This window comes from Algoriphagus sp. 4150 (genome assembly GCF_031457395.1).
Taxonomy (GTDB): Bacteria; Bacteroidota; Bacteroidia; order Cytophagales; family Cyclobacteriaceae; genus Algoriphagus.
The window spans coordinates 1-19149 of the sequence record NZ_JAVDWS010000040.1; the positions used below are offsets into that span (position 1 = coordinate 1).

Sequence of the window (19149 nt, forward strand, 5' to 3'; positions counted from 1 at the left end):
GCGTTCGGTAAACTCTATGATGCTTTGACTCTGAAAAATATCCATTTAACCTATTTTTGAATAGATAAATATATGAATTTAAGCGACTACCTCTAAAATTTTACATATGTAATTCTTATTGCAGCATTGATTGGTTGCGTAAAAGATAAAAACGCAGATCAATTCATTTCAACAAATTATAAATTTGAAATTACAGATTCAATCAGGGTCAATCACCTAGAAGAATTGACATTAATTGATACAGAAGACGGAATGTTCTTGGCAAAAAAAGAGGGGGGTTCATCCTACATTATTTTTGACAAAACCGGTAACATCACATCTCATATTGAGCTCAAAACAGACGGACCAAATGCGATAAACATGGCCTATTCAGAAGGTTTTTTTGATGGGAATTTTACAATTATGGATTTATATAGAGGATTGATACAGTTTTCAAATGAAGGAGATATAATCAATAATATCACTATCCCTGAGGGTTATATTTATATGCATCCTTACAATAGACCAGCCTTTAAATTGGGAAATAAATTAGCATACTACCGCCCTGAAAGAGATCTAAAAGATTGGGAAGACCAAGAAAAATTCTATAGAAAATATTACAATGAACCAATATTGGAGGTAATAGATCCTATTACAAAAGAAATAGAGTTGAAAATGGAAATCCCTGAAACTTCAATCTACAAAGACGGCGATTTTCATTTCTTACATCATCCTAAAATCATAAAAAAAGGTAAATTTTGGTATTTATTCCTAATGGCTGAAATGAAGTTTTATGTCTATGAAGAAAAGGAAGAAGATCTGATTTTTAAAGAAAGTGTCAGTCTAAATGTGAAAGATAAAATCCCTTTTCCACAAGTAAATTTACAAAACACAGATGAATTATTTTCCAAACTAGAAATGGTAGTCCCATCCATGATAGAACAACTGTTTGTGCTTGAAGACAAAATAATTCTTATTTACAAAAAGGGAGCAAGCGAAAATATCGTGAAGAATTATGACAGGGAAAATCAAGCTGAGTGGATGGATTTCTTTGAATCCTTGCCAAAATTTGCCGCAGTTTATGATTCAGATTACAAATTGCTCCAAGAAGATATTGAATTGCCATCAGGAATAATCTCAACCCCTATTGTAAACAAAGATGGACAAATTTTTGTCCAAAAAAATCAAAGGCTTCTAGGAGAAGAAGATTGGAATACATACTATTTGTTAACGCTAAATAAAGTTCTGCCAATCAGGTAAAGGCTCCCAAAACATACAGGAAGCTTGGAGTGTAAAAGTTAGCTGTTCTACCTCCTCTCCACCCGGCAATAGCCCAGATTCTCCAAAACAAAATCGCGATATACTTTTCTGGTAAATACATCAGCCCAGCCAACCACTTGAAAAGTCAAAAAGTATGGCATTTCCTGATCTCTTATCTGATAAGCTTCACCCATAAAATCATCTTATAGAATATCAAATTACAAGTTTGTATTGATATCAAGGTAGGAACGAACGTAAGAAAAAGCTTATACAAGGCTTTTTAGCGAGGAGCCCGCTTGCAGGGCAGCCAAACTACACCCAGTCCTAACCATGTTTTCTAGTCCCAGAGTAGAGAAGGCGCTCGTTTTCTTCTATCATCCAGATTTCAGTATCAAAAGGTGTTTGATGGTTACTCTTATTTGACATTTTCACTGATCCATTCCAAGGCTTTGTCCAGCACCTCATCTTTGCCGTTCCTTATACCTTCTCTTGTCTCAGTCACCAATACATGTGGCTGCAAACCTTTGCGCTGAAGTTGTCTGCCATCCGCATGCCACACCCCCTGCCCACTGAAAGACAACGAGATCCCACCAGGGATTTCAAATCTAGTCACATCTCCATTGGCTCCGGCTGTCGGGCTTCCTATAAATACCGTATTGTTTACAGCCTCGAAAAACAAGCCGGTGTGTTCGGACTGACTTATGCCTTTATGGTTAATCAGCATCACCGTTTTTCCTTTGTACTTCCATTGGTGTGATGGAGAAATGGTCTGGGTAAATTCGGTATAAGATCTATTGGCCAAATAATCTCCTTCTTTGATGCTAGGGGACAATATCTCCGGTTTTCTGAATAAAGCCAAGGGCACATCTTCAACCTCGACCAATCTTGGAGCAATCGACCAAGCCGTACCGTTCGGATACCCCCGCATATCAAAAATGATGGCTTTTGTTTCCTTAAACTTTTCAAACATTTGATCTGTCTGAGCTTCCTCCATCCTTGTCAGATCTGCATAGCCAATGTCTTTACTCAGCAGGGTGATGGTATCCAATCTATGGAATTCCTTATAACCTTTGTTGTAGGAATTGCTCCAAGTAAACCTCTTATTCGAATACCTCCCGTTATTATCCAAAATAGTAAAAACCGCTTCCCCATCCTTAGGGCCTCTTACAAACCGTTCGGCTGCCTGTTGCGTCATATAACCTGCATTGGAGTGGGCAAAATACTTTTTGTAATTAGCCAAATAATCTTCAAAAGTTACTCCGTTGACCTTTGTTACGACATCTCCGATTTCCAATCCATTGGCGTTACAGATGGAATCACTTCGGAACGCAGTAACTACCACTTGGTCTGCTATCCAATCTACTTTGACAGGGGAAGGCGCTTCCCCAAGCAACTTATTCACCCCTTTGTTCCCATAAATAGAACCGTGTGAATCGTTTATATTGGCATAAAACTTGGCTACCGCAAGGCCATATTCAATTTCATCGCCTGCATTCACAAAATCCGGTAAAGACTCCACAAACACCTCTTTCCAATTCCTGTCCATGTACTCGTGATAAGGGAAAAAAGTTTCGATCACAGTGAAAATCTTTGCGGCAGCCAACACCCTATACCCGACAGCAGGATATTCTTCATCAGGATAGGACCCCACATCGGAACGCTTGGGCATTTGACTGGCCGATCCGGTGGATACCCGTTCGCGCTTAACGCTATCCGACAGAAAATCCCTTGCTATAACTCTCGGGTCTTCGTCTTTCCTATAAACATGATCAGCCAACAGTCCTACCCCGGAATGTGACACGACCCCCTTTGTTTTGAACTTTGCAGTCAATTTTTCCGATAGGTGATAAGTCCCTGACAAAGGAAGTAGGCCGGCCGTATATGCTGTGTCGCTCAATATGAACCCTATCCCGGAAGCTTGGTGGGACAATGCCGTCATGGGCATTTCCGTATATCGGTTTACAATCCACGCAGTTTGCAGTCCCTGCTGATGGAAGTCGCCTGGTTCTATGCTATTTCTGATTATGACATTTTCCGAGTATTTTCCAGAGGAATAGTCTGATTCCGGTCTAAATCCGGAATAATATAGGGTTTTGAATTGAGGCACCGTCTCAGTACCTAAATCCAATGCTTGAATAAAATAATCAAGATATCCTTTATATTCCTGTGAAATAGGGTGTTCGTTGCGAAGGTCAAATATCAATCCTTTTTTCGCCTGAGAAATTTGTCCCAATAAGGTTTCATAAAAATCGTTGAACTTGGAAAGATCCTCAAATGGTTTGTTTCCAGATATTTTCACCATAAGCATACTGTCCGCAGTAAACTCGGAGTAAAAGGTGCCTTCGTCAAACACTTTCCCATGATCCAAATAAACTAGCGTATTGGGATCGTCTAATATACCCAACCATTGAAAAAGTACATCTTCCCATTCCTCTTCACTTCCTGCTGCTAGCATTCTGGGGACATGGTGAGCAAATGCACTATCGAATTCTACTCCGGGTTTATCCGGATGAAAGTACTTGATCAAGCCCCACAGTTCACATGCTTTGGACAGTTTTCCGAAATCGGGAATGGATTGGGAATATGACAACGACGTTGCCCAAAAACCAACTAGAATAGCCAACAACGCTTTTTTCATCTTAATCATTTGTGTTATAAAAATCTCTTACGAATCTCTTAAGAATAAATCATTCGTTTCAAATATAAAAATTATCATCAGCCGACGGCAAAATGTGTCCAAATATTTGCCCATTAAAAAAGCACAACATGATGTGGGCCAAAGAAGGATTTCAACTTAATTGTAAAAAGACAAAAAATTGATAACTAAAACCAATTTACCTAGAGATCTATTTGCCCGAAGGCTGTAATCTTTGTTTCCGGTAGCACTCAACAATGCCATCTCGTTTTCCCTCTAGAACGACATGGGGATTGTTACTTGACCTTTCAAAGTGTCACAAATCAAACCGTTATATCAGAAAATCGCTCTATCAACCCATAACATTTTGAAAGTGCAGTATCACCCTTAAACCCGCATTATGCATTAGCATTTCTACGCCACGGCACACAAGTTATTGCGGCCATTAATTGCTTCAAAATCAGTCACTGCATTGCAGTTTTCGACTTCACCATATCCGCCGCGGCGGACTCAGTCTCCAAACAGCCTGATTTTATTGCAATTAATGGTCTTCCCGATAAAAATCGGGACAGGCTTTAACGAAACCTAATACAAAATCCGGGTTAAAAACTACCTCTGTTCCGATGGGATCAGAAAAAATAAGGTTCAGTGCTTTAGTCATCCAATAGTCTTTTTCCTCATAGATATCCAATATCCCCATTTGCTCTGCTGTAAATCGAACAGCCTCTCGGAATAATGATGGGTTTTCATGAAGATTCATATAATATTCCAATTTTGAGAAGTAGACAAAACATCTCCTGCACCGGGGAGCTGATATTGAGTAATCGGGTTGAGCGATTTCTTTAGCATATTCAAATATTCAATACGTTCGCTCGTAGGGCTGGGCGGGATTTGCCTTCCCTGGCTCCTGCCCCAAGGCTAAAAGCCCATTTCAAAAACTAAAAAACCTTCGAGGTTTTAAAAACCTCAAAGGTTGTCTTCTTCAACCTACCTCCGGCAGGTAAACTTTCAGACTTTACTTCCTTCTCTTAGGTCTTCGCTCTTGCTACTTGATACTCTCTACTTGATACGCTAAGTTGAAGTTAGTTACGACGGGATTGCTTCTCCGCCTATAGCGGAGAAGCAATGACGGAATCACCTCTACTCACTCTTAATCGCTTTCACCGGATTGGAATTGGCAGCTTTTAAAGATTGAAGTGTGACTGTCAGCAAGGCTATTCCCATAATCACAGCCGCAGCCATCGGGATAAACCACCACTCAAAGCTGATCTTGTATTGATAGCCCTCCAGCCAGTCCTGCATCAGCCAAAAAGCCAGCCCTGAACCAATTGCAATGGATAGTGCTACAATTAAAATAAACTCTCTATTGATCACCTGAAGAATGGAAAGTGTGGATGCTCCCAGCACTTTCCGGATGCCGATTTCCTTGGTCTTCTGCTCGGCGATATGTGCAGACAATCCCAATAGCCCGAGACAAGAAATCAAGACGGTCAAAATGCTGAAGTATTGTGCCAAATCCCTCAATCTCACGTCTTCCTGATACAGTCTGGCATAATTCTCATCCATGAAGCTATACTCGAATGGAAACTCCGGGTTGAGGTCTTTTGCTACCGTCTCCAAATAAGCGATTGTTTCACTGATTTCCGAAGTATTCACCTTTACATATCCCTGCCAGGTATTCTCCGGATCCAAAAGCAAAATAGCGGGCGCTACATTTTGGCGGAAGCTCTCGAAGTGAAAATCCCGCACGACTCCGGTGATGGTCCGTTCATCTTCCCAGAGTCTGAAAAACTCACTTCCCTCATGGTCCTTTTGCATCAAATTGTAGGCAGTTTGGTTTAGGATGGCACCAGAGGTAGAGTCGGCCCCGTTCATACGATCGAAAGTCCGTCCCTTAGCCAATTGTAACCCGGCTGTTTCCAGAAAATCATAATCCACACGGATAATCTCAAACAGAGCCGAATTTTCGGGGTCTTTTCCTTCCCAGGAAACTCCACCGGTGTTGGAATTCCTCCCCAGAAAACCAAATGATGACCTGCTTACCCCCTGTATGTTTTCATTTTTCTCCAATGCAGCTTTGAACACATCAAAACTTTCCAGCAGTTTGCCTTCCAATGTCACATGGACCAACTGATCCTTGGAATAGCCCAAGTCTTGATTTAGGGCAAAATTGATCTGCTGATACACCACGACCGTAGCGACGATTAGAATAGTGGCCAAAATAAACTGAAATAACACCAAGCCTTTTCTGGCCAGCACCACGCCCTTGCCGGCACGGGTAAATGATCTGAACACCGACACCACTTTGGTAGCCGATAGATAAAAGGCAGGATAACTTCCCGCAACTATTCCTGTTAACACCACAACTGCCAACAACTGTAACCAAAAAATCAGATCTCCATAAGGCACTGACATGATTTTACCCGTGAGATTGTTGAAGACCGGAAGTGTGGCTTCTACCAGAAGAATCGCCAGAATAGCTGAGAAAAAAGTAATCAAGAGCGACTCAGACATAAACTGCATCACCAAAGACTGCTTATTTGCACCGGCCACTTTCCTCACTCCCACTTCCTTAGCCCGCTTTTGGGATTTGGCAGTGCTGAGGTTCATGAAATTAATGCAGGCAATGATCAACACAAATAGGCCAATCATACCAAACAGCTTTACATTTTTTATTCTACCCTCAATCAGTTGCCCATCTTTCCAGCTTCCATGCAGGTATAAATCCGCCAGTGGATAAGCAAATAATCTCACGTTAGAATTCTCATTTCTTTCGGCTACATAATCCGTAATTCGTCTCGAAAACACCTCCCCATCCGTCCCTTTTCTTAATTTCACGATTGTGCTTGGCCCATTATTGCCCCAATCGCTAAGCCAATTATTAGATGGATCGGCAAAAAAGACGGAATACGGAAGCAGGTAATCAAACTTCACGGAGGAACTTTCAGGTAGATCCTTCAACACCCCGCGTACGGTGTAGTTTTTCGAATTTACATCCTTTTTGATCTCCACATCCTTACCTACCACATCAGTAGTTCCAAAAAGAGCAATCGCGGACTTTTCCGTAAGTACCACATCATTGCTTTCTGTAAGCATCCGAATTCTGTCACCTTGGATCACATCAAACTGAAAAATTTGCAAAAAGTCAGGATGTGCATAGAGGCCGGTGAATTTAAGACGGTTTTCTCCCTGTATAAAAAGCTGGCTTTCTCCCCATGTGTAAGTCGAGGCATATTCTACCTCGGCCAAGGTTTCCTTCATACTTTCTGCCAAAACCCCTGGAGTGGAAGTGGTGGTGAAAATATCCGAACCATAAGACTGATGCTCCATGATACGATAGATCTGATCCACCTCAGCAAACTCCTGATTGACATTCAGTTCCGATCTAACCCAAAGCCCGATCAAGATCGCTGCCCACAGTCCCAGAGACAATCCAAATAGGTTGATAAAAAAGGTCAGTTTTTGCTTTGCAAAACCCCTTACTGCTATTTTAATGTAGTTTTTCAGCATGGTTTGTTAATTTAAACATTGGACTATTCGTTTTACATGTCATTGCCAGCCCTGCAGCAGGCGGGCGATCCGCCATAGGCGGAGAAGCAATCTGATTAATAGAGATTGCTTCACTCCTTCGTCGCTCGCAATGACGTGAACTCCTTGCCTCTTGCCTCTTGATTCTAATCCCTACTATCTTGGTACTTAAGAATAGAGACTGCTTCGTACCTACCGATGACGACACTCTACTCACTTTTCAGTGAATTCACAGGATTGGAAGTAGCTGCTTTTATGGATTGGAAGCTTATGGTCAGCAAGGCGATCACTGCAGCGAATACTCCTGCAGACAAGAATACCTGCCAACCTAATTGGATTTTAAACTGATAATCTTCCAGCCACAAATTCATTGCCCACCAAGCGATTGGCGAAGCAATTAAAAACGCAAGGACAACTAGTTTTGTAAACTCTTTGGAAAGTAAGAATACTATACTTCGTACACTGGATCCCAACACTTTCCTGATTCCGATTTCCTTCGTTCTCTGCTCTGCGGTAAATGCCGTCAGGGCGAATAATCCCAAACAGGCGATGATAATGGCAAAGGCTGCGAAAGTAGCAAACACCCTTCCCAGTCTTATCTCAGATGCATACATATTGCCGAAGCGATCATCCAAAAACGAATAGGTAAAAGGTTGTCCCGGAGCAAGTTCTTTCCACTTGGATTCGATGAAAGTGATCACCTGCTCAGTGTCACTTGAATGAAACCTGAAAGAAGCAATTCCACTTGGTTTTTTGTCAGGAAAAATCATCACAGGCCCGATATTCTCCTTAAGGGATTCGAAGTGGAAATTTTCCACCACTCCTATCACAGTTCTTCCCTGCAGGTCTTCCAAGTCCAACTCCTCACTATCTGACATCATGAAGATCTTTTTCCCGATTGGGTCACCATCAAAACCGAAATTCTTAACTGCCGTCTCGTTAAGAATTACCGCATTGGAATCTGAAGGATACTGAATAGAAAAGTCTCTCCCCGCTACGATGTTCATACCCAAGGTGCTGATATAATCGTAGTCCACTGTCCAGTTTTGCAGGGATACCAAATTCTCAGATTGCTTAGGATCTTTTCCCTCTGCCCACCAAGGCGTATCACTGCGCCACGTATTCGAAACGGGCAAAAAACCGGTGATTGTTCCACTTTCCATCATGCTATTTGCAAGCACTTCTCTTTTGAATGTCTCTACCTGAGCACCCAGCGCATACATATCGTCTATAGTGATGATCTGTTCTTTATTAAATCCTATCTTCTTGTTTTGAATGTAATTCAGTTGATTGAAAACTGAAATAGTCGCGATAATAAGGATAATAGAAACGGTAAACTGGAACACAACCAGTGAGCTGCGAATCAAACCGCTTTTCATTCCCATGGATACTTTCCCCTTGAGGATGCTAATCGGCTTGAAACCCGAAAGGAAAAACGCCGGATAAATACCGGCCATCAAACCTGTTCCTATGGCACCTAAAAGTAATATCCCATAAAATCCACTATGAAAAAACGGCACTGCCAATTCTCTTCCCGCTAACTCATTAAAAAACGGAAGCAATAGTGAAACCAAAGGCATGGCGATCAAAAATGAGATACAACTCAAGAGAATCGATTCCATCAAAAACTGACGAATTAAATGAGAACGGAACGAACCCATCACTTTCCGGATACCTACTTCTTTGGCACGGTTGGCAGATCTGGCCGTGGACAAATTCATAAAATTGATACAGGCTATCACCAAAATAAAAAGTGCTACGGCTACAAAAAGGTAGATGTACGTAATGTTGAAATTAGGCTCGAATTCGCCCATCAAATCACTTTTCAAATGGATATCTAGCAATGGTTGAATATCAAACTCAAATTTACCCCCATTACTTATTAACGTCTCAAGTGTTGATCCGTCACCGAAAACCTGCCTGATTTCGGGTTCAACATTCGTTTTGATCAAAGAGGGCAACTTAGCCACCAACTCATCGGGACCGGCATTTTCCCTTAACTTAAAATATGTCTGGAAATTATTGCTAAGCCAAGCAACCCGTTGAGCTTCTCCCAACCCTTCGGCTGAAAGTAAAAAATCAAAATGAAAATGTGAATTTTTGGGGATATCCTCGTAAACTCCCGTAATTCTAAAATTCTGGTTATTGTCCAGAATTAGCGATTGTCCCAAAGCCGCTTCATTAGGAAAGTACTTCTTGGCAGCACTTTCACTGATAGCCATGGTATTTGGCTCAGCGAGAACACGATCAGGATTCCCTTCAATCATTGGTATTTCAAAGACCTTAAAAAAGTCCTTACTTGCCCATACGACATCCTGCTCCTTGATATTTTCATCTACCCGCTTTACCAGATATGAGCCTCGGGTTCTAAAGTGAACCGCAGACTCAATTTCCGGAAAATTCTCAGGTAAGGCAGCTGCCAAAGGAGCCGGTGCCAACACCATATTCCAATGATTCCCCCCAAAAATTATTTCACTTTTCACCCTGTAAATTCTATCGGCATCTTTGAACCCGGTGTCATAGCTCAGCTCATTGATGACAAAAAGTGAAATAATCATGCAAACAGCCACGCCCACCGACAGTCCCAGGATATTGATAAAGGCGTAGAACTTATGTTTCTTTAAGTTTCTTAGGGCGATTTTGAAGTAGTTTTTCAGCATGGTTTTACTGGTTTAAAAACTGGAAGATTCGTTTTATCCGTCATTGCGAGGAAGAATGACGAAGCAATCTCAAAGAGAACAACGTCATCGGTAGGAAGAATGACGAAGCAATCGATTGCTTCGTACCTCGCAATGACGACACGCTACTCACTTTTCAGTGAATTCACCGGATTGGCAGATGCCGTCTTATAAGCTTGTGCTCCCACGGTAATCATCGCTATGAATACCAACAAGATCCCTGATGCGGCAAATATCCACCAACTAAGATTTGTCTGATATGCATAGGTTTTCAACCAATTGTCTGCAAAATACCAAGCCAAGGGCACGGCTATCACGATCGAAAGCAGAACAAGCTGCACGAAATCCTTGGATACCAACCTCAGTATTCCAAAGGTGGAAGCTCCCATGACTTTGCGGACGCCGATTTCCTTCTTGCGCTTCTCTGCCGTAAATGCGGCCAGTCCAACTAGTCCCAGACAACTCAAGAAAATGGCCATCACCCCGAAGTACTTCGCCAGTTTGGAAACCCGCTGCTCGGAAACATACAGTGACTGATAACCCTCATCCATAAAGGAATAATCCATCGGTTGAGCAGTTTGTTTTACAAAAAGTCCCTCTATTCCTGCAATGGTTTCCTTTTGGTTCTGTGCTCCGATTCTTACCATGATCTTTTCGGCAAAACTCTTGTCATACTTTAGGAATGCAGGTTTGACATTCTCTTTCAGCGACTCAAAATTGAAATCCTTTAGCACGCCGATCACTTCCTTGTCTTCTCCCCAAAGGTTGACGATTTTACCTACCGGTTCATCAAATCCTATGGTCCGTACTGCTGCCTCATTTAAAATTATCTTGGAATTTTCTTCTCCAAAGTCCGGAGAAAAAGCTCTTCCGTTAATTAATTCCAGTCCCATAGTCTCTATCAAGCCCATATTGACTGATATGTTTTCGAATTTCACCTGTTCATCAGGATTTTTTCCTTCCCAGGTTAGCCCGATCGTAGAACTTCGCAATCCTACTAAGGGATGGCTCAAACTGGAAGCATCTTCCACACCTGGACTATTTTTCAGCTCTGCCAAAAATGAGTCCAGCTGGTTGGGATTTACCCCGGAAGCATTTATCTGAAGGAGATGACTCTGGTCATAGCCAAGATTTTGGTTTTGGATAAAGGCCATCTGCTTGCCTATTACCGAGATCCCGATGATCAGCAAAAGGGAAATTGAAAATTGAAAAACAACCAGTCCCTTTCTTGCCAGCAGCTCTCCAAAACTTCCCTTTACGGATGATTTCATCACCTCCACAGGTTTGAATCTGGATAAGTAGGCTGCCGGGTAAATTCCCGCCAAAAAGCCCGTCATCAAACCTATCACTACCAAAATCAAGATCAATTCAGGCTGAAAGGTCAAACTTAGTGTCTTGGAAGTGACCTGATTGAAAAAAGGCTGTAAAATATAGGCAAGCACAACCGCCAGTAGTAGAGCCAAAAAAGTGAGCACGAGCGACTCGACAATAAATTGGTAGAAGAGGCCTCCACGGCTTGCTCCCATGGATTTTTTGACACCGATTTCCTTCAATCGGCTCATCGATCTCGCCGTAGTCAGATTCATAAAATTGATGCAGGCAATGATCAAAATAAAGAGTGCGATAACTGAAAAAAGCCTGACATAGCTGATCCTTCCTCCTGCCACTTTTCCATCTTTATAGGTGCCGTATAGATACATATCACCATAGGCCTGCACAAAAGCTGACACGTTGCTCCACTCATCTTTGGCTTTGATAAATCCGTCAATCTGCTCGTTGAAAGCTCCCACATCTGTATCGGGGAGAAGCAGCAAATAAGTCGAAGCATTGAAATTGCCCCAGTGTACACGATCACCAAGCATCTGCTTGAAATAGGAAAAGGACAGGAAATAATCATGCTTATCCACATCCAAAGCTCCAAGATCCTTGAAAACTCCCGTCACTTCCACCTCATTCTGAAAGTCATAAACCTGCCATTTCACAGATTTACCGATTGCAGCTTTTGGTGAACCAAAGAGCTTGGTCGCCATAGTTTCCGAAATCGCCAGATTATTGATCCCTGTCATAATTTGGCCAGGATTTCCCTCTACAAAATCCACAGAGAAAATATCAAAATAGCTTTGATCCACAAACAAACCGGCCCCCGACATCTTGGTATTACCGTTTTCGAAAGCAACTCCTTCGATATACGGAGAGGTGCCGGCAGACAATTCTACCTGAGGCAACTCTGCTTTCATTGCTTCCGCCATGTCGCCGGGAGTTATTGCCCAAGTTACAATCCCCCCTGAATTATCATGATTGGTCATCACGACATAGATACGGTCTATCTGCTCATGATAGCGTCCGATACTCAGTTCATCCTTCACCCAAAGCAAGATTAAAACCACCGTGGTAAGACCTATCGCCAATCCAAACAGATTGATCGCGAAGATCTTTTTGAACTTCATAAAGCTGCGGAATGCGAGGGTAAGTTGATGTCGGAGCATGGGGCGGGGAGTTTGGAAGTGGGAAGTGGGAAGTGGGAAGTTTGGAGGTGGGAGGTTTGGAGGTTATTTTAAGGTATTTCGGAATGCAGCTATGCTATTCATCAAATCAAAAGCCTTCTTATAGATACTTTGAAAGGATTCTTCATTAATGTATCCACGCAACTTTGCTTTATGAAAGCAAGTCACCACCTCTGCTAGTGATCGTAATGAATAGCCAACAAATCTCCTGAATTCAGCTTGTGAATTACCTGTTGAGCCCTCGGCAATATTCAATGCAATTGAGTCAACAGCCCTTCTAATTTGAGATGTCAGGTTGTAGATTTCTTCTTTAGGGAAGGTCTTTGATAGTGTAAAAACTTCTTCACCAAAAGACATGGATGTTTGCCAGATTCGGAGTTTTTCAAATTTAAAATCCATCAATTATTCGTTTTAAATGATAAATCAAACTCTAATAAATATCACTCACCGCATCTGCTGTGAGCCCCCAACTTCCCTACTTCCTAACCTCCCACTTCCCTACTACTAAAGATTGGAAAATTAGCAGATTGAAAAACTCGCTTTATTCCTCATTGCGAAGGGCATCCTGATACTATATTTGTATTAGAAATTTTGCCCTGAAGCAATCTCATTACAACGGGAAACTGCCGAGGCCAATTGCCGTGGTTTGTGTCTCCACAAATCACCAATATTCCGGTCTATGAGACACAAACCGAGGTGAAAGTGTTACGTCATTGCGATCCGCCACAGGCGGAGAAGCAATCTTCCTATCGGCAGACTGCTTCGTCGTTCCTCCTCGCAGTGACGTTAAACATGAAACTGCTCCCTGATATTCTCAGTCACCACTTTGCCATCAAACAGATTGATGATCCGGTGTGCATAGTTGGCATCATGAGGAGAGTGGGTTACCATCACTATGGTGGTTCCTTCGTTATTGAGTTCTTCCAGCAGACGCATCACTTCTTCGCCGTTGGTAGAATCCAGGTTACCTGTAGGTTCATCCGCAAGGATCACGGAAGGCTTGGCCACAATCGCTCTGGCGATGGCTACACGCTGCTGCTGACCACCTGAGAGCTGCTGGGGAAAGTGGTTTCTGCGGTGCATGATATTCATGCGGGTAAGCACTTCTTCCACTTTTTTCTTTCGCTCGTCAGAAGGGACTTTCAGGTAAAGAAGCGGAAGCTCCACGTTTTCAAACACGGTCAGCTCATCGATCAGGTTAAAACTCTGGAATACAAAGCCGATATTTCCCTTTCTGAGTGAAGAACGCTGTCTCTCGGAGAATTTAGCGACTTCGTTGTCCAGGAAGTAATATTCCCCTCCGTCCGGATTATCCAGAAGCCCGATGATATTCAGCAAAGTGGACTTACCACAGCCTGAAGGTCCCATGATGGCGACGAATTCGCCCTTTTTGATTTCGATCTGGATGCTGTCCAAAGCGGTTGTCTCTACCTCTTCGGTAGCGTACATTTTTCGGAGATTGACTGTTTTGATTACGTTCATATGTGTTATTGTTAGATGTCGGATGTCGGGTGACCGATGTTCGGGGAACCTCAATTGTTTGTTAGATTATTATTTTTGTTGTTAGATATCGGATGGCTCGATGTGGTTTGAACCTCCATCCTAGTTTTATTATCTTATATTTTTTTAAATCAATGATTAAATTATTTTTTAAGTGCCTCTTACGTCATTGCGAGGGGGTATTCTATTACCAAATCAATACTACATTTCTGCCCCGAAGCAATCTGTTAAGTAACAACTTAAAGAGATTGCTTCGCTCGTTCCTCACTCGCAATGACGAACTCCCACTTTTTCCCGCCTATCAACAAGTCATTTCTCTTCGGTCTTCGGTCTATCTAAGTTCCAGCACCTCCTTCTTCCCGAAATTCTCGTAGGCACTGATGCGATGAAAGCTTAGCACGTCATTGCGAGGGGGGTATTCTATTACCAAATCAATACTACATTTCTGCCCCGAAGCAATCTGTTAAATAACAACTTAAAGAGATTGCTTCGCTCGTTCCTCACTCGCAATGACGAACTCCCACTATTTTCCGCCTATCAACAAGTCATTTCTCTTCCGTCTATCTAAGTTCCAGCACCTCATTCTTCCCGAAATTCTCGTAGCCGCTGATGATTACTTTCTCACCTTCCACCAAGCCTTCCAGTACTTCATAGAATTCAGGATTTTTGTTTCCCAGTCTGATATTCCGCTTTTCGGCATTTCCGGAAGAGTTGATCACAAACACCCAGTTTCCTCCCGTATCCTTAAAGAATCCTCCTGTCGGCAAAAGCAAGCTCTGCTCACTATCGCTCAGCTGTAATCTGATTCTCACACTCTGTCCTCTTCTGATTCCCTTAGCACTTTCACCGGTGAACCTCATATCCACTTCAAATCGTCCGTTATTGATGGTAGGATAGATTTTCGTGATTTCAAGCTCATGATCGATACCACTTAATGTGAACTTCCCCTTCAAACCCTGCCCTATCCTCGGCAGATACAATTCATCTATCGGAACCCGCACCTTAAATTCATCCTGCACATCGATCTGTCCATAGCGTGCACCTGAATTGATCGCCTGACCCACTTCGATCTGCTCCATAGCCAGCTGGCCGGCGATGGGAGCTTTTATCACCAGCCCATCGAGTATCTGACCTACCCCATCCAGTGAGGCATTCATTCTGTTTTCAGACTGTCGAAGCTGTGCAAGCTGATAAGACCTGGCGATGGAATCACTCTTATAAGATTTGTAAGTCAACTGCTTCCTTTTCAGGTTATACTCATATTGCTCAGCCACTTCTTCGAATTCCCTGTCAGAAACCAGTTTCTTCTCATGCAGTTCTTTGAATCTTTTGAACTGAGGCTCCAATAAACTGATTTGGTAATCTATCTCTGCCAATTGTCCTTGCTGACTCAGGTCATTTTGATCCAGGAAAAGACGTGTCTGACGCAGATTGTTGATTTGCTCATAGAGCATGGTTTCCCGTTGCATCACGTCAAGCTGCAAGTTGGAATTGGCCATCATCAAAATCGTATCTCCCACCTCTACAAAAGCGCCGGATTCGCGTACAATCCGGGCGACCATACCACCTTCCACCGCATCGAGGAAAAAAGTCTGTGCAGGTTCGATCTGTCCCGACACCAATATATAATCCGTAAACTCTCCTTTCGAAACGGTCGCAATACTCAAGCGGTCTTTCTCCACATTCATTGTAGATCTGTGATCTGCGTATGCGATTTGGTAAATGATACCGGCGACCAAAACCACTCCACCTGCTATCCAGGCGATTCTCTTAGGGGTCCAGGTTTTCTTAGCTATTTTTCTATCCATTGTGTGTAAATGCCATTTTCGGGCTGACTCCAATATGCCAAATGGTATGCCATGCAAAAAATCGCCTTCACAGGCCTGTTTCATTGATTTTGGGAAAATTGAAATTGAGACACGCGAACATTTTCGTCCGCGAGCGAACAAAAGAATTCAAAGTCGTATATTTTTTGATTACCTTATATCTCAATTTCAATTGGGAAAACATGCCTATATTGTCCGAAATCAAACGTTTTGTATCAAATTTATATCATCTTGTTTTTCGGTATGCTTTTGGAACAGGAGCACCGCAAGCAGGATAGGTTTCCGTGCTTTTTTAATTCCTTTTTTCTATGAGCGAGCAAAGAACAGGCAAAATTCTTATTGTAGATGACAACGAAGACCTTCTAAAGGCTGCAAAAATTTTCCTCAAGCGGCATTTTTCTCAGGTGGACACAGAAACTAACCCTGATCTGCTTCCTATACTCACACATAATGAATCCTACGATGTGATTCTGCTGGATATGAACTTCACCAAAGACGTGAGTTCGGGACAGGAAGGATTCTATTGGCTGGACAGGATTCTGGAACTTGACCCTTCCGCAGTGGTGGTCTTGATCACTGCTTATGGCGATGTGAATCTTGCGGTGAAAGCCATCAAGGAAGGCGCTACGGACTTTGTCTTAAAACCTTGGGAAAATGAGCGTCTGCTTGCCACATTGAATTCTGCTTTGCAGCTTCGCAAAAAGAAGATGGAAGTGGACCTGCTGAAAGATCAAAAGCAAACCATGCAGCAGGATATTGACAATAAGTTCAAGGACATTATCGGCCAAAGTGACTCTATTCAGAAGGTTTTTGAGACTATAGAACGGGTCGCTGTCACAGATGCCAATGTGTTAATTTTGGGGGAAAACGGTACCGGTAAGGAATTGATTGCCCGCGCCATCCACCGGCATTCCCGTAGAAACAGAGAAGCTTTTGTGGGTGTGGATCTGGGATCGATCACGCAAACGCTTTTCGAATCAGAGCTTTTCGGTCATAAAAAAGGATCATTTACAGATGCCAAAGAAGATCGTGCAGGCAGATTCGAGCAGGCACATAAGGGAACTCTTTTCTTGGATGAAATCGGAAACCTTCCGCTAGCGCTTCAGTCCAAACTTTTGGCTGTGCTTCAAAACCGCCAGGTGACGCGTGTGGGAGCAAATCGTCCGGTGGATGTGAATATCCGTCTTATTTCTGCGACCAATATGCCCATACACTCCATGGTCTATGAAAATGGCTTCCGTCAGGATTTACTCTACCGCATCAATACCATAGAAATTCAACTTCCCCCGCTTCGGGAACGCGTGGAAGATATCCCTCTTTTGGCAGATCATTTCATCTCTTTTTACTCCAAAAAATACAACAAAGACATTCGGAAAGCTTCCGAGCCCCTGGTGAAGCGTATGACCAAGTACCACTGGCCGGGTAATATCCGGGAACTACAGCACAGTATAGAACGGGCGGTTATCATGTCCAATCACAATGTACTGCAGACAGAAGATCTCTTTTTGCAGAAAATGACCCAGCCTGAACGTCAGGATGAATCAGTAAGCTTGGAGCATCTGAATATAGAAGATGTGGAGCGTATCCTAATCCGCAAGGCACTGCAAAAACACAATGGTCATATCACCCGGGCAGCTGAGGAACTCGGCCTGACACGGTCCTCACTCTATCGCAGACTGGAGAAGTATGGTTTATAAGCGGTTTTCACTGGGAGTTGGCTTACGGATTTTCGGAATTATCGCCTGCCTGTACCTTGGACTTTGGCTCTACTACAGTCAGGATCTGTGGTTGGCTCCGGCTATTTTGGGTTTGGTCGCACTTATACAGATCGGTGAATTGATTTACTATGTCAATTCCATCAATCATAAACTTGCCCGGTTTCTAGATTCCATCCGCTACGCTGATTTCTCAAGTTCCTTCACATCGGACAGCAAAATGGGAAATTCTTTCCGGGAAGTAAATGCGTCTTTCAATGAAGTGATGGAGGTATTCAAGCAAACACGGGCTGAAAAGGAAGAACAGATGCTTTTTCTTCAAGTGATTATCCAGCACATCAATACCGGGATTATTTCTTTCAATGATGTAGGGAAAATCGGGGTGATCAACAATGCTGCAAAGCAATTACTTCAGATCCCACAATTTCGGGATATTTCGGATTTGGGGAAGCTGTCTCCCAAACTCCTGACAGACGTAATGGAAATGAAGCCCGGACAGCGGATCTCGAAAAAGGTCAATCCTTCCCTTCATCTGATCATACAATCCACCTCGCTGAAAATGGGAGGCCATAGCTGGACCTTACTTTCGCTGCAAAACATCAACGCAGAACTTCAGTCAAACGAACTGGAAGCTTGGCAGAACCTGACCAAAGTACTCCGCCACGAAATTATGAATTCCATCACCCCAATTTCCAGTTTGGTGGAGTCACTTCGGACAATTTTGGATGAGGACAGCTATGTGCAGCAGGAAGGTTTTCTGATCAAAAGGGATGGCTTTATGGATATGCAGGAAGGCTTGGATACCATCGCCAATCGTAGTAAGGGCTTGGTGAATTTCGTAAATGCCTATCGTGACTACACCAATATCCCGGCGCCGAAAAAAGTAACTATGCCCGTGAGGCAACTATTTGAGAATGTACTCCACCTAATGAAAGAAGACTTGAAGGTGGCTGAGGTAAAAGTAGAAACAAAAGTACATCCCAGTGATTTGGAGATCCACTGCGATCCGGATCAGATCACGATGATCTTAATTAATCTGGTAAAAAATGCATCTGAATCACTGCAGTTTCAGGCTGATCGCACGATTTGGCTTTCGTCAATTGGACAGGGGGATTTGGGATTGATAATACAGGTGGAAGATTCCGGCCCGGGAATTATCCCTGAGGCTCTGGAGCGGATATTTGTTCCTTTTTATTCTACCAAGAAGACCGGAAGTGGTATTGGACTGGCGATCTCACGGCAGATTATGAATCTCCACAACGGCAGTCTTCAGGTGACTTCCATTCCGAATGAACGGACTGTTTTCACGATGAATTTCAGGTAAAAAAAGCCTTTAACCACAGAGCACACAGAGGGATACGCAGAGGACACAATTTAGCATTGGCTAGTTTATCGAAAATCGTGCTTGGTCCAAGTCTCATGACTTGGATCTTTTGTTTGGCGATTTACTAGACATTCAAATAAAATGGGGCATAGCTTGAAGTTTTGGCCCATTTTTTGTGTTTTTTAATCTAGTTTTTAAAC

At 42.9% G+C, this 19149-nt stretch carries 12 protein-coding genes; 3 read left to right on the forward strand and 9 right to left on the reverse strand.

All coding sequences use genetic code 11. From position 1 onward, the window contains the following. Positions 1 to 225: 225 nt before the first annotated feature. Positions 226 to 1239 carry a hypothetical protein gene (locus J2X69_RS23965; protein WP_310109163.1) on the forward strand — a complete coding sequence of 338 codons (1014 nt, stop codon included), beginning with the start codon at positions 226 to 228 and terminating at the stop codon, positions 1237 to 1239. Positions 1240 to 1286: 47 nt separating this feature from the next. Here J2X69_RS23965 and J2X69_RS23970 read toward each other — a convergent pair whose 3' ends face one another. The 9 genes from J2X69_RS23970 to J2X69_RS24010 all read right to left on the reverse strand — a co-directional run bounded on the left by J2X69_RS23970 (position 1287) and on the right by J2X69_RS24010 (position 15976). Beyond that, on the reverse strand, positions 1287 to 1433 hold the full coding sequence (locus tag J2X69_RS23970) for a hypothetical protein (RefSeq protein ID WP_310109165.1): 147 nt from the start codon (positions 1431 to 1433) through the stop codon (positions 1287 to 1289). 221 nt (positions 1434 to 1654) lie between these two features. Beyond that, positions 1655 to 3877 carry a S41 family peptidase gene (locus tag J2X69_RS23975; protein ID WP_310109168.1) on the reverse strand — a complete coding sequence of 741 codons (2223 nt, stop codon included), beginning with the start codon at positions 3875 to 3877 and terminating at the stop codon, positions 1655 to 1657. 538 nt (positions 3878 to 4415) lie between these two features. Further along, positions 4416 to 4634, reverse strand: a complete 219-nt coding sequence (locus J2X69_RS23980; protein WP_310109170.1) for a hypothetical protein — start codon at positions 4632 to 4634, stop codon at positions 4416 to 4418. 380 nt (positions 4635 to 5014) lie between these two features. Then, positions 5015 to 7384: an ABC transporter permease gene (locus J2X69_RS23985; RefSeq protein ID WP_310109172.1), complete on the reverse strand. Its 2370-nt coding sequence runs from the start codon at positions 7382 to 7384 to the stop codon at positions 5015 to 5017. Positions 7385 to 7611: 227 nt separating this feature from the next. Further along, entirely contained in the window at positions 7612 to 10062 is a 2451-nt protein-coding gene (locus tag J2X69_RS23990; protein WP_310109174.1) for an ABC transporter permease, read from the reverse strand. Positions 10063 to 10205: 143 nt separating this feature from the next. Next, positions 10206 to 12566, reverse strand: a complete 2361-nt coding sequence (locus J2X69_RS23995; protein WP_310109177.1) for an ABC transporter permease — start codon at positions 12564 to 12566, stop codon at positions 10206 to 10208. Positions 12567 to 12629: 63 nt separating this feature from the next. After that, entirely contained in the window at positions 12630 to 12983 is a 354-nt protein-coding gene (locus tag J2X69_RS24000) for a four helix bundle protein (protein ID WP_310109179.1), read from the reverse strand. Positions 12984 to 13370: 387 nt separating this feature from the next. Beyond that, a complete protein-coding gene (locus tag J2X69_RS24005; RefSeq protein ID WP_192350742.1) occupies positions 13371 to 14066 on the reverse strand; it encodes an ABC transporter ATP-binding protein in 696 nt (231 codons plus the stop codon). Positions 14067 to 14644: 578 nt separating this feature from the next. Further along, a complete protein-coding gene (locus J2X69_RS24010; RefSeq protein WP_310109182.1) occupies positions 14645 to 15976 on the reverse strand; it encodes an HlyD family efflux transporter periplasmic adaptor subunit in 1332 nt (443 codons plus the stop codon). Between the two features lie 242 nt (positions 15977 to 16218). Here J2X69_RS24010 and J2X69_RS24015 point away from each other — a divergent pair, with 242 nt between their 5' ends. Both J2X69_RS24015 and J2X69_RS24020 read left to right on the forward strand, forming a co-directional pair. After that, positions 16219 to 17607, forward strand: a complete 1389-nt coding sequence (locus tag J2X69_RS24015; RefSeq protein WP_310109184.1) for a sigma-54 dependent transcriptional regulator — start codon at positions 16219 to 16221, stop codon at positions 17605 to 17607. Beyond that, positions 17597 to 18949 (forward strand): ATP-binding protein, encoded by a 1353-nt coding sequence (locus J2X69_RS24020; protein ID WP_310109188.1) that lies wholly within the window; start codon positions 17597 to 17599, stop codon positions 18947 to 18949. The genes J2X69_RS24015 and J2X69_RS24020 overlap by 11 nt, the downstream gene beginning before the upstream one ends. The last annotated feature ends 200 nt before the right edge of the window (positions 18950 to 19149 follow it).

Excerpts from the sequence above, each read along its gene's own strand:
- J2X69_RS23970 (WP_310109165.1), bottom strand. The coding sequence starts at position 1,433 with ATGGGTGAAGCTTATCAGATAAGAGATCAGGAAATGCCATACTTTTTG.
- J2X69_RS23975 (WP_310109168.1), bottom strand. The coding sequence starts at position 3,877 with ATGAAAAAAGCGTTGTTGGCTATTCTAGTTGGTTTTTGGGCAACGTCG.
- J2X69_RS23980 (WP_310109170.1), bottom strand. The coding sequence starts at position 4,634 with ATGAATCTTCATGAAAACCCATCATTATTCCGAGAGGCTGTTCGATTT.
- J2X69_RS23985 (WP_310109172.1), bottom strand. The coding sequence starts at position 7,384 with ATGCTGAAAAACTACATTAAAATAGCAGTAAGGGGTTTTGCAAAGCAA.
- J2X69_RS23990 (WP_310109174.1), bottom strand. The coding sequence starts at position 10,062 with ATGCTGAAAAACTACTTCAAAATCGCCCTAAGAAACTTAAAGAAACAT.
- J2X69_RS23995 (WP_310109177.1), bottom strand. The coding sequence starts at position 12,566 with ATGCTCCGACATCAACTTACCCTCGCATTCCGCAGCTTTATGAAGTTC.
- J2X69_RS24000 (WP_310109179.1), bottom strand. The coding sequence starts at position 12,983 with ATGGATTTTAAATTTGAAAAACTCCGAATCTGGCAAACATCCATGTCT.
- J2X69_RS24005 (WP_192350742.1), bottom strand. The coding sequence starts at position 14,066 with ATGAACGTAATCAAAACAGTCAATCTCCGAAAAATGTACGCTACCGAA.
- J2X69_RS24010 (WP_310109182.1), bottom strand. The coding sequence starts at position 15,976 with ATGAAACAGGCCTGTGAAGGCGATTTTTTGCATGGCATACCATTTGGC.
- J2X69_RS24015 (WP_310109184.1), top strand. The coding sequence starts at position 16,219 with ATGAGCGAGCAAAGAACAGGCAAAATTCTTATTGTAGATGACAACGAA.
- J2X69_RS24020 (WP_310109188.1), top strand. The coding sequence starts at position 17,597 with ATGGTTTATAAGCGGTTTTCACTGGGAGTTGGCTTACGGATTTTCGGA.